Origin of the sequence: Pseudomonas sp. BJP69, from assembly GCF_007633355.1 — a bacterium.
Taxonomy (GTDB): domain Bacteria; phylum Pseudomonadota; class Gammaproteobacteria; order Pseudomonadales; family Pseudomonadaceae; genus Aquipseudomonas; species Aquipseudomonas juntendi.
This window is the reverse complement of sequence record NZ_CP041933.1, coordinates 2,848,910-2,862,451: the sequence shown is the minus strand read 5'-3', so window position 1 is coordinate 2,862,451 and position 13,542 is coordinate 2,848,910. Positions and strand designations below refer to the sequence as shown.

11 protein-coding genes and 2 pseudogenes are annotated in these 13,542 nt (G+C 58.3%); 8 read left to right on the top strand and 5 right to left on the bottom strand.

The features are described from left to right. Positions 1–13: 13 nt before the first annotated feature. Positions 14–904, bottom strand: coding sequence for a LysR family transcriptional regulator (locus FPB55_RS13235; protein ID WP_009684858.1), 891 nt, complete (start codon positions 902–904; stop codon positions 14–16). A gap of 91 nt (positions 905–995) precedes the next feature. Here FPB55_RS13235 and FPB55_RS13230 point away from each other — a divergent pair, with 91 nt between their 5' ends. The 7 genes from FPB55_RS13230 (at position 996) to msrA (ending at position 8,257) form a co-directional block, all read left to right on the top strand. Next, positions 996–1,496, top strand: a complete 501-nt coding sequence (locus FPB55_RS13230) for a lactoylglutathione lyase family protein (RefSeq protein WP_125855269.1) — start codon at positions 996–998, stop codon at positions 1,494–1,496. Then, complete coding sequence (locus FPB55_RS13225) at positions 1,493–2,473, top strand: alcohol dehydrogenase catalytic domain-containing protein (RefSeq protein WP_144188389.1); 981 nt, start codon at positions 1,493–1,495, stop codon at positions 2,471–2,473. Before FPB55_RS13230 ends, FPB55_RS13225 begins: the two co-directional genes overlap by 4 nt. A 79-nt stretch (positions 2,474–2,552) precedes the next feature. Continuing rightward, the gene (locus FPB55_RS13220; RefSeq protein ID WP_144188387.1) at positions 2,553–3,404 is read left to right on the top strand and encodes an ROK family protein; all 852 of its coding nucleotides are present in this window, start codon (positions 2,553–2,555) and stop codon (positions 3,402–3,404) included. Between the two features lie 317 nt (positions 3,405–3,721). Then, entirely contained in the window at positions 3,722–5,809 is a 2,088-nt protein-coding gene (locus FPB55_RS13215) for an ATP-binding cassette domain-containing protein (RefSeq protein WP_144189637.1), read from the top strand. A gap of 50 nt (positions 5,810–5,859) precedes the next feature. Beyond that, positions 5,860–6,876, top strand: coding sequence for a glycine betaine ABC transporter substrate-binding protein (locus FPB55_RS13210; protein ID WP_305955434.1), 1,017 nt, complete (start codon positions 5,860–5,862; stop codon positions 6,874–6,876). Then, positions 6,873–7,793, top strand: coding sequence for a homocysteine S-methyltransferase family protein (locus FPB55_RS13205; protein WP_144188383.1), 921 nt, complete (start codon positions 6,873–6,875; stop codon positions 7,791–7,793). The genes FPB55_RS13210 and FPB55_RS13205 overlap by 4 nt, the downstream gene beginning before the upstream one ends. Then, on the top strand, positions 7,790–8,257 hold the full coding sequence (msrA, locus tag FPB55_RS13200) for a peptide-methionine (S)-S-oxide reductase MsrA (RefSeq protein ID WP_144188382.1): 468 nt from the start codon (positions 7,790–7,792) through the stop codon (positions 8,255–8,257). The genes FPB55_RS13205 and msrA overlap by 4 nt, the downstream gene beginning before the upstream one ends. A gap of 109 nt (positions 8,258–8,366) precedes the next feature. Here msrA and FPB55_RS26830 read toward each other — a convergent pair whose 3' ends face one another. Beyond that, positions 8,367–8,498 (bottom strand): hypothetical protein, encoded by a 132-nt coding sequence (locus FPB55_RS26830; protein ID WP_258869091.1) that lies wholly within the window; start codon positions 8,496–8,498, stop codon positions 8,367–8,369. Here FPB55_RS26830 and FPB55_RS13195 point away from each other — a divergent pair. Next, the gene (locus FPB55_RS13195) at positions 8,485–9,861 is read left to right on the top strand and encodes an LLM class flavin-dependent oxidoreductase (protein ID WP_125855281.1); all 1,377 of its coding nucleotides are present in this window, start codon (positions 8,485–8,487) and stop codon (positions 9,859–9,861) included. The two genes, FPB55_RS26830 and FPB55_RS13195, sit on opposite strands and share 14 nt — an antisense overlap. Positions 9,862–10,388: 527 nt before the next feature. Here the strand turns inward: FPB55_RS13195 and FPB55_RS13185 are convergent. The 3 genes and pseudogenes from FPB55_RS13185 to FPB55_RS13175 all read right to left on the bottom strand — a co-directional run. Beyond that, complete coding sequence (locus tag FPB55_RS13185) at positions 10,389–11,489, bottom strand: sigma-54 dependent transcriptional regulator (protein WP_125855274.1); 1,101 nt, start codon at positions 11,487–11,489, stop codon at positions 10,389–10,391. 121 nt (positions 11,490–11,610) lie between these two features. After that, positions 11,611–12,072 (bottom strand): annotated as a pseudogene (locus FPB55_RS13180) (energy transducer TonB); the annotation flags it as partial. A 495-nt stretch (positions 12,073–12,567) separates the two neighbouring features. Continuing rightward, positions 12,568–13,494, bottom strand: a pseudogene (locus FPB55_RS13175) (transketolase family protein); the annotation flags it as partial. Between the last annotated feature and the right edge of the window lie 48 nt (positions 13,495–13,542).

The following is a 13,542-nucleotide window of genomic DNA, read 5'->3' as shown; positions in this document are numbered from 1 at the left end:
CCCATGGTGAAGGTCACGTGCGGTCAACGGCTAGATACAGGTTTTGCTGCATCTGATCAATGACACGCCTGGCTCTCGACGAAAGCGGCCACTCTGATCGGTAAATGAGCCAGAGCGTGTCCACAACTGCGTTCCCACACTCCACCACCTGCAAAGCATTCTGTGCATGGAAGGCGCGCCTGGCGAACCTTGGCAGCACAGTAAAGCCCAAACCTCGTGAAACCGGCTCCAGAATGAGGCTCACCTGATTACTGAAGCCGCGTTTCTTGATTGCTTGGATGCCGGCGGCGTCTGGATATCTCCGGCTAAGCAGGCGTGTTGCCATTCCGACCCCATCGGGGTGGTCGATGAAGCCGAGTTCTGAAAGCGTTTCGAAGCCAACATAAGGTGTAGTGGTGGGCAATATCAACTCCAGGGGTTCCTCGCCAAACCGCTGCGCTGTGATCCTCATGTTGTCTGGCTTGTGAGTCACGATTCCCATTTCAAAGCGATTGGTCAGTACTGCATCGAGCACCTCCGCGTCGGGGGCGAACCTGTGGCGGATAATGAGGCCAGGATGGTTTTCTTGATAATCCAGCAGGAGCGGATACAAGGCCAGCCCTATACTGCCGGGGGACACCAGGCTGATATCGCCTACGTCTTGGTCTTCTGAACTAAGGCGGGCATCGAGTGCACGGCCAGCTCGTTCCATTTCTCTGAAGTAGTCCAACACGGCACTCCCGGCAGGGGTCAGCTCAACATGCCGGTGGTGGCGAATGAAGAGGCTGCCGTAGTGCTTTTCCAGGCTCTGGATGTGCTGGCTCACTGCGGCCTGGGTCAAATTCAGATGTTCTGCAGTGCGAGTGAAATTCCCAAGTTCGGCCAGCACTGCAAAGGATCGGAGCCACTGCGGATTAACCATCATGAAGTCTTATCGTAACCATAATGTGGGCACGGTTTTCATTATATATGACCGGGCGTAGGGTAGGGACCAACCTTTCTGGAGACTGTCCGTCATGTCCGTTTACCCCCGTAATTTCTCCCATATAGGCCTCTCGGTCACCGACCTGGATGGCGCTGTCAAATTTTACACAGAGGTGCTTGGGTGGTACCTGATCATGCCGCCGACCACCATCGCTGAAGATGACAGCGCGATTGGCATGATGTGTACGGACGTCTTTGGTGCCGGATGGGGATCGTTCCGCATCGCCCATCTGTCTACGGGCGATCGTATTGGCGTCGAGATATTTGAATTCCGCAACGCCCAGCGCCCTGACGACAACTTTGAATACTGGAAAACCGGTGTCTTTCATTTTTGCGTGCAAGACCCGGATGTCGAGGGCTTGGCCGCCAGGATCGTGGCTGCAGGTGGCAAGCAGCGAATGCCGGTACGTGAGTACTTTCCAGGTGAGAAGCCATTGCGCATGGTTTACATGGAGGATCCCTTCGGCAATATCCTGGAGATCTACAGCCACAGCTATGAGCTCACCTATTCTGCAGGCGCATACCAATCATGATTTTGCCAACAACTCACCGCGCGTTTACCTGGCAGGGCAGTGCTGACCCGGCTGATCTGTTGCTCACTGAAACTCAGATTCCCAAACCGGAAGCGGACGATGTTCTTATCCGCAACGTCGTGATCGGCCTCAATCCTGTGGACTGGAAAGTCTTGGGTGGGCAACTGGTCAACTGGCAGCCCGGGCACGTACCCGGGGTCGATGGTGCGGGGGTCGTGGTTGCTGTAGGCGACAACGTCTGCACTTCCTGGGTCGGCCAGCGCGTCGCTTACCATCAAAGCCTTGGTCGGCACGGCAGTTTTGCAGAATATACCCCGGTGAGAGCCAGCGCAGTGCTTCGTGTACCAGCCATGGTTAGCTGGGAGCATGCAGCCAGTCTCCCTTGCCCAGGCTTGACCGCTTGGCTGGCGCTGGAAAAGCTGCCGCAATCATGTCGGACTTTGCTGGTGAGCGGGGCGGGCGGCTCCGTTGCCAACCACCTGATTCAGATAGCGGTGCGGCGCGGGTTGAAGGTCACTTCACTGAGCCACCGACGACATGCACAACGCCTGGCGGATCTAGGGGTGGCAGAGTGCATGGAGGGTCCACTGGATCAGGCCTGGAGCGGCCCCATGGTGTTCGATGCTGTTATAGACACCGTGAACGCTGAACATGCTGCGCGACTCGAACCCGCGCTCAAAGCCAACGGCCATCTGGTATGTGTTCAAGACCGGCTCCACGCCTCGCCCATACCACCGTTCACCCGGACCATTTCGCTGCACGAGGTCGCTCTCGCGGCATTGCATACGTTCGGTGATGATCGTGCCTGGCAAGCGCTAGTGGACGCGGGCGAGGGCATGCTTACCTCAATGGGGCGGGCGCAGTGGACGCCTGAAAGTTACAGCGTAGCCTCGTTCGAGCGTCTTCCAGATCACCTCACCGGGCTGCAACAACGCACGTTCAGCGGCAAAGGCGTGATTCGGGTCGCAAACGACTAATTGCGTGGCATGCGTGAACCACCCAGACTCGGGCCCTGAAGAATTCGCATTCCGTTTCATTCATAGCCAAGGTATACCAATGCACAGTGCCCCCGAAGGAAATGAGATCATCATTGGCGCCGACCTGGGGGGAACCAAGCTCCTGCTGGTATGCGGAGCCTATTCACGACGTTGTGAAACCGGGCCCGGCTATACGCCTGACGATTTTGCCGCCCAGCTCCGCGCCTTCATCGAAGATTTGGGGCTACGCCCGGCTCTTATCGGGATTGCGGTACCGGGGCTGGTCGGTTGCGATGGCATAGTCGTTAGTTGCGACGTGCTGCCTGGCCTGACCGGCTGGCGTCCGGCGCTTGCACTCGAAGCACTTGGGTGCCGGATAGTTGTCATCAATGATGTAGAGGCCGCCCTGCTGGAAGAAATGCAGGATGCCAGCGCTGAGTTCACGGGCGGCGTCATCATGGCCGGCACGGCCATTGGTGCTGCCTTCATGACGCACGGACGGGCGTTGCGGGGTGCCAATGGCTGGGCTGGCGAGCTTGGTTACCTGCCGCTGCGTGTTGGTGGTTCAGTCAGGCGGCTGGATGAGGTAGCCGCCGGTGGCGCTATGGCCAACCGGCTTGGCATCAGTGGCGATAAGCTCGCACGTTTGGTAGAGGCTGCAGACCCTGTCGCCATGGATACAGTCAGGGCCGGCGGCCAGGCCCTGGGTCTTGGCATTGCCACTATCATCAATTTGCTCAACCCCTCGCGTCTGGCAGTGGGCGGTGGAACCTTGAGACTCGAAGGGTACTGGGAGGGTGCTTTGCAGGCAGCCGAAGCCCATGCCATTGCACCCCTCTGGGAGGCTTGTACTGTCGAACGCGTGAAGTCGGAAGATTTCGTAGTGGCACTAGGGGCGATTCGAGCCGTTCAGAGCACCTTGAAATCATAGTGTGCCGGGGTGGTTAGAAAATGGTGGTGGAAGCGGCGCATTGAGGACATCGTGTGAGCGTCAGAGCACCTATGGACCACAGCGCGGTCGGTAAACAGATCGAGAGTTTAAGCTAATTCCAAAAAGATATTTGTTGGTAGTTTTTAAGATCGATTAGCTTTATGCCACAGGAGCTTGCTGTACCTCGCGTGCGGCTCCTCCCGGCGTCAGGCTAACCGTGTTTTGTTCCCGGCCTGTCGCCCAGTCAACTTTTCTACTCTGGGGCGAGCCGGTGGCTCGCATCCTGGGGTTGCTCGCCCGGAGCTCCCGTGACACTCATGCAAACTTCTTCGGCCACTGTGGCAACCGACTCATCTCATGCAGCTTCGGCATCGCGCAACGGATATGCGGGTGAGCGCGAGGTCGTGCTTGAATTGCGCAACCTGACCAAGGCCTATCACCGCAAAAATGCGTCGGCGCTGCCGGCGGTGAGTAACTTCAGCTTGAAAGTCCTGCGCGGCGAAGTTCTGTGCTTGATGGGGACATCTGGAAGCGGGAAGTCCACATTGCTGCGGCATGTCAACCGGCTAATCGAGCCCTCGAGTGGTGAGGTCCTGATCGACGGACAGGTCATTAGCGACCTGGGCACCAAGGCCCTGCGCGATTTGAGGTCGCGCCGCATCGGTATGGTGTTCCAGCATTTTGGCCTGTTGCCTCACCGTACCGTGCTGGATAACGTCGCGTTGCCCCTTGAGTTGCGTGGTGAGCCTGAGTCAAGTCGCCATGCAGCAGCAATGGCGCAACTGCATGCGGTAGGTTTGCAAGCATGGGCCGAGCATTATCCTCATGAGCTGTCAGGCGGCATGCAGCAACGGATCGGGTTCGCAAGGGCACTGGTGATACAACCGGACATCCTGCTGATGGATGAGCCATTCAGTGCCTTGGATCCGACTATCCGCCGCGATCTCCAGAACCATTTCCTGGGGCTGGCGCGTGAGCGGGGTATCACCACCTTGTTGGTTACCCACGACCCGGGGGAAGCTATTCGTCTCGCCGACCGCATTGCGGTGCTGCGCCGAGGCCGGCTAGTGCAACTGGGCACGCCTCGTGATGTGCTTGAGCACCCGGCTGATGCGGGGGTAGCGGATTTCTTCCAGGACTGCACCGCTCGATCCGGACCTTCGCGACACGTCGAAGCCCTAGCCACCGAGACGCAACAGAATGTGCCGTCAGTGCCGCATTACAGCCCTGGGTTGCGCCCTTGGCAGGCTCTGCTGCTGGGCCCCGCTGCCATGGCTGTGCAAGGCCTGGGTGGAGGGTTCTGGCTAACTTTCGCCACTGAGCTTGCGGCTCTGGCGGTCCTGGTGCAGGGCATTGCCACTTCATCATGGCTGGCGATTCTGGCAGCAGTCGCCGTTGTGGCGCTCAGCCGCTTCACGGCGGGTTGGCTAGGTACTCGGTCCACGCGGCGAAGCGGAGCGGGTTGGGCGCTGCCACTGGTTGTGCTGGTGGCTTGTCAAGCACTGGTGATTTGGCGCATGGGCACGCCTGATGCCTCTGGCCCTTTGCTAGAGTTCCCTGCCAACCGCCAAGCCCTGCTGCTAGTGGCCCAAGGCATCGATCAATTCATCAGCTGGTCGCAACTGACATTCGAGAGTGCATTCGTCGGCATCATCGTTGCGGTGCGGACAGTGATCGAAGGCATTGAGAACGTACTTTCCTGGTTGCCATGGCCCGTTCCTGCTCTGGCGCTGATGCTTCTGGCGTGGCGTTCAGCGAGCTTGGGGCTGGTGATCACCAGTGGCGCAGCGCTGCTCTACATTGGGGTGTTCGGGTTTTGGGAGCGAACCATTGCCACGCTGGCACTGGTTGGTTCATCGGTACTGATTGCCTTGGTAGTAGGTGTCCCGATGGGCATCCTGCTGGCGAGGCGTCCAGTCGTAAGGCGCGTGGTCACACCACTGCTGGATGTCATGCAGACCCTGCCTACCTTTGTCTATTTGATACCCGCCGTTGCGTTCTTCTCTGTGGGTAAGACACCTGCCGTGATCGCTACGGTGATATTTGCCTTGGCGCCTATGATTCGCCTGACGTCGCTGGGTATCCAGGAAGTCCCCAAAGATGCTGTCGAGGCTGCCAAGGCTCATGGTGCGAGCCCTTGGCAAACCCTGCTGAAGGTGCAGTTGCCGCTGGCTCGTCGCTCATTGTTGCTTGGCATCAACCAGACACTGGTGATGAGCCTGTCAATGGTTGTCGTGGCTGCGCTGATCGGTGCAGGCGGGCTGGGTTACGACGTGATGACCGCTCTGCGCAATATCAAGGGGGGCGAGGGCGTTCTGGCGGGTGTGGCGATTGTGTTATGCGCGCTTGTACCGGACCGAATCATTCAATCCAGCTTGCGCAAGCAAGCTCATCTGCATACCTGATAACAGTGAGACTTAATGTGAAGACACACCTCTTGCGTAAGCTAGGGCGCGTGGCAGTGTTGGCCGCCCTGATCCTTCCGACATCGGTACTTGCCAAAGAAAAAATCGTCATCGGCGAGCAGAACTGGACAGGTGCCATCGCCATTCAACATATTCTCGGGGAGCTTATTCAAAACCGGCTGGATGGCGATGTGTCGTATCTGGCGGGTGATGTTCCGGTACTCTTCAGCGCGGCAGCGAAAGGTGACGGCACCGTCGATGTGCTGACCGACATCTGGCTGCCCAATCAGTCTGCGGCGTGGGCCAAGTACGTCACAGGTGGGACCCGCTCACTGGTACCGAACACACATCCCTATGCTGGCGAACAAGGGTTTTACATCCCTGGGTATCTGCAGGACAAATACGGGATCACATCCATTTACGATCTCAAAAAGCCAGAAGTGGCGAAGCTTTTCGAGCCCTTGGGCGGCGGCAAGGCGCAATTGCTCGTAGGGCCGGCAGGTTGGGAGTCGACCTACATTGGGCAGATCAAAGCCAAGGATTATGGGTTTGCCGACAAGTTCGAGTCTGTGTCGACCGAAGCTTCGGTGACCTACGCAAAACTGGCCGCTGCCTATAAAGCGCAACGTGGGGTGGTCTTTTATGCCTATACCCCGGACTGGATTTTCTCGGCCTTTGATCTGCGCCGTCTCGAAGAGCCGGCATTTGATGGCTACGCTCAGGACAACAAAAAGGATGACCCGCTGTACAAGGCCGACGGCTGCTGGAAGTTCGTAAGCCCAACGGTGGACCCGGATTGGTTGAACAAGAGCCAGATAACCTGCGCGTTCCCTAATGCCAAGGTCCATATCCTAGCGTCTTCAGCTTTACAGAGGCGTGCGCCGAAAATCGCTGAGTTTTTGCGCAATGTCGCTATTGAGCCTGCGCAGCTCAATGAGCTGATACTGAAAATAGAAAGGGAAAAAATACCGGCTGACGAGGCCGCCAGGGCTTGGATCGAAGCCAATGGCGCCACGGTTGATCAATGGTTGGCAGCGGCAACCCCGGTGGTGAGTAAAGCGCAATGAGCACACCGATTTTGCGCTTGCTTGACGGCGGCATGGGTAGAGAGTTGAAGCGTATCGGGGCGCCATTCCGTCAGCCTGAATGGTCTGCGCTAGCCCTGATCGAAGCGCCCGGTTTCGTGCTGAAGGCACATACGGCATTCATTGAGGCCGGTGCTCGGATCATTACCACAAACAGCTACGCGGTGGTGCCGTTTCATATCGGTGATGAGCGCTTTGAGCGAGAAGGACGATCGCTGGCCGCCAGTGCCGGGCAGCTGGCTCGACAGGCCGCTTCGAGCAGTCGTGAACATGTGACCGTTGCGGGCTCGTTACCACCTGCGCTGGGTTCCTATCGGCCCGACCTCTTCGATCATCATCGTTCAGTCGGCATCCACAGGGAGCTTATCGCCGGCTTGAAGGCACACGTCGATGTCTGGCTTGCTGAAACCCAAAGCTCGATCGCTGAGGTTCGTGCAGTGGCTGAAGCGCTTGTTGCAGAGCCCGGGCCTCTATGGGTGTCGTTCACGCTCGTCGATGAGGCTGGAGCACCGCCAAGGTTGCGTTCTCAGGAGCCGGTCATTGAGGCGGTCAAGGTGGCTGTCGAGGTAGGTGCTAGAGCGGTGCTGTTCAATTGCAGCCAGCCGGAAGTCATGGCGCACGCGCTGGCTGAGGCTCGAAACGTCATTGTGCAGCTTGACCAGCGCATTGAACTAGGGGTTTACGCTAACGCGTTCCCACCTGTCAGCGCTGAGGCTGAGGCCAACAACACCTTACTGGAGGTGCGTGGCGATCTGGGCCCGGCGCCCTATCTGGAATGGGCCAGATCTTGGATTGCCGCGGGCGCCACCATCATTGGCGGTTGCTGCGGCATTGGCCCTGAACATATCGAGCACCTGCACCTGCACTTGATACCCAGCAGCGAAGAGATTGAAGCATGACAGATGGAGATGAAACGTTCGAAATCGAGCAGGCAACCTTCGCAAGCGGGTGCTTTTGGGGTGCCGAAGCAGCCTTCAGGGCGTTGCCAGGCGTGCTGGATAGCCGGGTGGGTTATGCGCAAGCAACCGCGGCAGAGCCTGAGGCTATAGAAGTTGTACAGATAGACTTCAATCCTAAGATCGTCTCCTTTGATCAGATGATCGAGCATTTCTGGAAATTGCACGACCCGACGTCCAGCGACCGCCAAGGTACGCATGTCGGGGTCAAATACCGCTCTGCGGTGTTTTATCACTCTGCGCGCCAAGCAACGTTGGCACTGGCGGCCAAACAGCGCCTGGAAGCCTGGGGCTACTTCGACAAGCCGGTGGTCACCGTCATCCTTCCATTGGGTAACTTTGAGCTCGCGCACGAGGATCACCAGCGATATCTGGAAAAGCACGGTTCAAGCAGCTGCTCAATCTGAATGTCTCGGGCGATCTGAGTAACCGAATCTTCCACTTCGTTGCAAGCGGATGATCACGCTCGCCGCAGGATTTGATTGCCTGCTCAGATGCTGGCCACTCCCATTCACGTCATGCCTTCAGGCCAACGGGCTGGAGATTGTTCGGCACCGACTCAGGCGTTACCGCCATGAAGGCTTTCAGGATCAGCGAGAGGTTGATCGGTAAACCAATGATGACAGGAACAGTGATGTCTGAACCCATACCCCTTATGTTTGCGCTCTACGAACAAGCGAGTGTCGGTTGCGGTGGGGCGCCGAGCTTGTGGACGCACCCGGCAGATGAACGCTTGGCAGCCAACACCTTCGAATTCTGGGCCAACCAGGCACGCATCGCTGACCAGGCCAACCTTGACATGCTGTTCTTCGCGGATGTTCTGGGTTTCTATGATGTTTTCGCAGGTCATGCAGGAGCAGCCGTCAAGTGGGCTATCGAAGCTCCTGCAAACGACCCGCTGATGATCATCCCGGGCTTGGCAGCAATCACGCAGCACCTGGCGTTTGGCGCTACCGTGTCCACGACTTACGAGCACCCATTTGCCCATGCCCGGCGTTTCAGTACCCTCGATCACATGACCAACGGCAGGATTGGATGGAATATCGTGACGTCCTACTTGCCCAGCGCCGCACGTAACTTCGGCTTGGAAGAAATGATCAAGCATGGCGATCGTTACGAACGTGCCGAGGAGTTCATGGACGTGGCCTACAAGCTTTGGGAAGGGAGTTGGGCCGACGATGCAGTGGTCGCCGACAAAGCGCGTCAGGTGTATGCCCAAGCTGGGCGGGTCAGGCCCATCGACCATGTAGGGCCGCGCTACCAAGTGGCGGGACCTCATCTGTGCGCCCCGTCTCCACAGCGAACGCCACTGCTGGTTCAGGCGGGTTGGTCTGGGAGAGGGCGGGAGTTTGCGGCCAAGCATGCCGAACTGATCTTCATAGCCAAGTCGAACCCGCACGAAATCCGTCAAGGGCTGGAAGAGATCTGGACGATGGCTGAGGCACGTGGCCGTGCTCGCGATGACGTAAAGTCGCTGACAGTGCTGCGCATCGTGACGGCAAAAACCGAGATCGCAGCCCAGCGCAAGTACGAAGAGCTTCAGCGCAATTATCACCTGGAAGCACAACTGGTCAGCTATGCCGGTGACACAGGCATCGACCTGAGCCGCTATGCGGACAGCGATGCGTTGTCGACTCATACCGAGGGCCTTACTTCCTACATGATGCGACCCGACGCAAGCGGCAAGCCTTTAACCGCCGGAGATGTCAGAAAGCGCTTTGCAAACGTGACACGGGGCACCGATCTGATCCTGGTAGGTACTGCGGAGCAGGTGGCAGACAGAATCGAGGCGCATGCCCGGATATCGGGTACGAGTGGCTACATGCTCAACCCGTTGACGAGCCCTGGCACATTAGAAGATTTCGTGGAGCTGGTGGTGCCGGCGCTGCAAAAGAGAGGTCTTTACCGAACCGGTGCTCAGAGCGGAAGCTTGCGTTCCAGATTGAGGGCTGACAGATCTGACCGCCTGCCAGCGTCGGCCTACGGATCCTCCTTCCGCTTTCCCGCATAAACAACATCAAAAACGGGGCCCGTGGGCTAACGCCAGTCAGTCAAATAATTTGGGGCCGCTTTGCGCCCCTTCGCGGGCGCGCCCGCTCCCACAGGGGATCGCGCATTTCTGGATTTCAGCGCCAAACCTGTAGGAGCGGGCGTGCCCGCGAAGGGCTGCAAAGCAGCCCCAGTAACGCTTAACTGACAGGCATCAGTCCGTGGGCACTGTTCGCTGTTCAGGGTGAACCTGTTCAATAGCGCATTTCCACCGCCACGTAGGCGCCGCTACAGTCCGCTTGTTGGCCAGTCGTCATCGAAGGTGTAGATGGTCTTGCTGCCAACCCAGACGCTGCCCGGCCGCCGGCCGCCTATCGCTCGCTGGGCTACATGGAAAAAAACGCTGGTTCCAGACTGGCTGCGGCGTGTTGTTCAAGCTCGGCTGACTGCTGCTGGCGCTGTACCTGTGGTGCACTCAGCGCATCGATACTTGGCGAGGCGGTTTGAGTACAGGCTCTGCGAGCACCGCTGCTGGTGCTCGCGTGGTGCTTAGATCGACAGGTGCAGCACGCGCTCACCGGCTTGCGCTTGGGCAGGGCGACGCTTGTTGACCTTCAGCTCACCCAGGTTAATTAGCAGCGTGCGGGTGACATTACGGCTCAGGCCCAACAGCTCGGCGGTGTGTACCTGGTTGTGATGGCAGAAACGGTACGCTGCGCCCAACAGTGTGCGCTGGACCTGCTCGTGCAGGTTTCCCACCTGTTCTTCGAACAATTGCTGCATGGCGTACTCCAGCAACCCCAGTGCGGACTGATCAGTACCATGCGGTTCTGCGTGCCGGTCAATGCGCAGGTTGGACAGGCGCAGGTCATCGCTGTGGATCACACTATCCTTGCATATCAGCAAGGTGTGATGGATGACGTTCTCCAGTTCCCGGATATTGCCTGGCCAGCTGTACTGGATCAGCTCGCGCTCGGCGTCGGCGCTGAGCATGATATTGCCGTAGTTCAGGCGACGGCTGTAGCTGTCGATAAAGTGTCGCACCAGCGGGATGATGTCACCTGGCCGCTCGCGCAACGGGCTCAGCTCCAGGTTGACCACGTTGAGCCGGTAGAAGAGATCTTCGCGAAAATGCCCGGCGTTGATGGCCTTTTCCAGTTGCACGTTGGTGGCGGCCAGCACCCGCACGTTGATCGGGATGCTCTTGCGCGAGCCAAGGCGCACCACCTCGCGCTCCTGTAGCACGCGCAGCAGCTTGACCTGGATCGACATCGGCAAGTCGCCGATCTCATCGAGAAACAACGTACCGCCGTTGGCCTCTTCGAACCAGCCGGCCTTGGAGCTGAGCGCGCCGGTGAAGGCGCCTTTTTCATGACCGAACAGTTCAGCCTCGACCAGTGATTCGGAAAAGGCACCGCAGTTGACGGCCACGAAGGGCTGCCCCTTGCGTGCGCTCAAGTTGTGGATATGGCGCGCTACCAGCTCCTTGCCGGTTCCGGTTTCGCCGATGATCAGAACACTGGCTTCGCTGGGCGCGACCTGTTGCAGGTGCTTGAGCAGGGCTTTGGATTTAGGGTCTTCAAAAACCTGCGCGGTGGCGCGAATCGAGGTTGCCAGAGATGGAGAAGGGGGGAGCGTCAGCAGGTGCATGGTCATTCCTGTCAATGCATAGCTATGAATAAAAAGTCGGGACGGGCGCAGGCCATGTCCTTGTATAGCGGACTGTGCCTGAATAGTTACATTTCCATGAAGTAATAAAAAAATACAAAACGGGTTGAGGAAGCGGCTTGGCCACTGGCTTGGGCACGGGTTTGACCAAAGGCTTGGGCTTGGGGGCCGGCTTGGGCGGCGGCTTGATCGCCAGCTCATCCTCCACTGGCGGTGGCGGCTCGACCACAGGCTGAGCAATGGGCTCGGGCGGTGGGGGCGCAGGCTCCACAACAGGTGGCGCCGGCTGGGCGAACTCGATAGTCATGGGCGGAATTTCCGGCGGCACCAGCGCAAGCGGCGGTGTGGATGAACTGTTGACTCAGTAAATCACCGCGCCGTGCAGCACCAGAGCGAAAGCCCCCAGCAGCGCCGCTTCCCGTCGGCTCAGAATGCGCCGGGGTGTGGTGTGCAGCCTCGACAGTGCCAAAGGGCCGCGATAGACCCGACCCAGCTCGAGCAAATCGCCCCCCGGCGCCTGGCGCCAGAGCACATCCAGTGCGCTCGCTGTTTGGGTATTGGCCATTGATTTACTCCTGGCTATTGAATGAAACGGGAACAGCTGTTCCGTGATGATTTTTTCGTAGAGCAATAGCGTGATGAAACGCTGTCGACGAACTACGTGATAATCACAAGCAAGAGACATACCAACTAACGCAACTGCGTAAATGCGCAGCCGCCTGCCCAACTCGGGTATTTTTTTAATACGATGATCCTACTTTTTGTTGATGCGCTGTTGTCTAGCGAACAGTAGGCGTTATGACGAACTTCCATTCGGCTATATGTATGAGCAGTCGCTCTGACCGAGGGGGTTGGTGGTGCAGGAAGCCGCGCTGGACATGGGCGGTGTCGCTCACGCCGAAATGCGTTACGGCGCTTAAGCCTTCAATCGTTCGGCGTTATCGCTGGGCGGGGCAATCAACTTAGTCAGCAAGACAAACGAACTGATCCGGGCAACTTACTGGATGGCACGTTTTAGATGGAAAAAAACAGGAGGGCTGGGTTGCCCTCCCTTGTGTCGTCACATCCAGCGTTTAATCTGGGCGCAAACCGCCTCTGTAGAGATACCGTATCGATCATGCAACGTTGGCAACGCGCCGGCATCCAGGAAAGCATCCGGCAGGGCAATTTGACGGAAGGTGGGTGTCACTCCGTTGCGCAGCAGCAAACCTGCGACCGCTTCGCCAAGACCGCCGATGATCGAGTGGTTCTCGGCGGTCACCACCAAACGCCCGGATTTGCGGGCCTCGCTGAGAATGGTGTGTTCATCCAAGGGCTTGATCGTCGGTACGTGCAGCACGGCCACGTCAACGCCGTCCTTTTGCAACTGTGCTGCCGCTTCCAGCGAGCGCATGGTCATCAAACCGGTTGAGATAATCAGCACGTTTCTGCCCGTACGCAGCGTCTTGGCCTTGCCAATCTCGAACTTGTAGCCGTACTCGTCCAGCACCAGCGGCACGTTGCCACGCAGCAGGCGCATGTACACCGGTCCCTGGTGTTCGGCAATGGCAGGCACTGCTTGTTCGATTTCCAGGGCATCGCAGGGATCGACAATCATCAGGTTCGGCATGGCGCGGAAGATCGCCAGGTCGTCGGTCGCCTGGTGGCTTGGCCCATAACCGGTGGTCAGGCCTGGCAACCCGCAGACGATTTTCACGTTGAGGTTTTCTTCGGCGATCGCCATGCAGATGAAGTCATACGCCCGCCGTGAAGCGAAAACAGCGTAAGTCGTTGCGAATGGTACGCAGCCTTCACGCGCCATACCTGCAGCAGCGCTCATGAGCAACTGTTCAGCCATACCCATCTGATAGAAGCGATCTGGGTGGGCCTTGGCGAAAATATGAAGGTCGGTGTACTTCGACAAGTCGGCAGACAGACCGACGATATCCGAACGCTGATTCGCAAGCGCAGCCAGCGCATGGCCGAATGGCGCAGCGCGCGTTGCTCGAACTTCCCTCGCGTGAGAAGGTTTTTGGAGTGGATGGAGAGCGAGCTA

Bases quoted from the DNA above. Each gene is read 5' to 3' on its own strand.
- FPB55_RS13235 (WP_009684858.1), bottom strand. From the start codon at position 904: ATGATGGTTAATCCGCAGTGGCTCCGATCCTTTGCAGTGCTGGCCGAA.
- FPB55_RS13230 (WP_125855269.1), top strand. From the start codon at position 996: ATGTCCGTTTACCCCCGTAATTTCTCCCATATAGGCCTCTCGGTCACC.
- FPB55_RS13225 (WP_144188389.1), top strand. From the start codon at position 1,493: ATGATTTTGCCAACAACTCACCGCGCGTTTACCTGGCAGGGCAGTGCT.
- FPB55_RS13220 (WP_144188387.1), top strand. From the start codon at position 2,553: ATGCACAGTGCCCCCGAAGGAAATGAGATCATCATTGGCGCCGACCTG.
- FPB55_RS13215 (WP_144189637.1), top strand. From the start codon at position 3,722: ATGCAAACTTCTTCGGCCACTGTGGCAACCGACTCATCTCATGCAGCT.
- FPB55_RS13205 (WP_144188383.1), top strand. From the start codon at position 6,873: ATGAGCACACCGATTTTGCGCTTGCTTGACGGCGGCATGGGTAGAGAG.
- msrA (WP_144188382.1), top strand. From the start codon at position 7,790: ATGACAGATGGAGATGAAACGTTCGAAATCGAGCAGGCAACCTTCGCA.
- FPB55_RS13195 (WP_125855281.1), top strand. From the start codon at position 8,485: ATGTCTGAACCCATACCCCTTATGTTTGCGCTCTACGAACAAGCGAGT.
- FPB55_RS26830 (WP_258869091.1), bottom strand. From the start codon at position 8,498: ATGGGTTCAGACATCACTGTTCCTGTCATCATTGGTTTACCGATCAAC.
- FPB55_RS13185 (WP_125855274.1), bottom strand. From the start codon at position 11,489: ATGCACCTGCTGACGCTCCCCCCTTCTCCATCTCTGGCAACCTCGATT.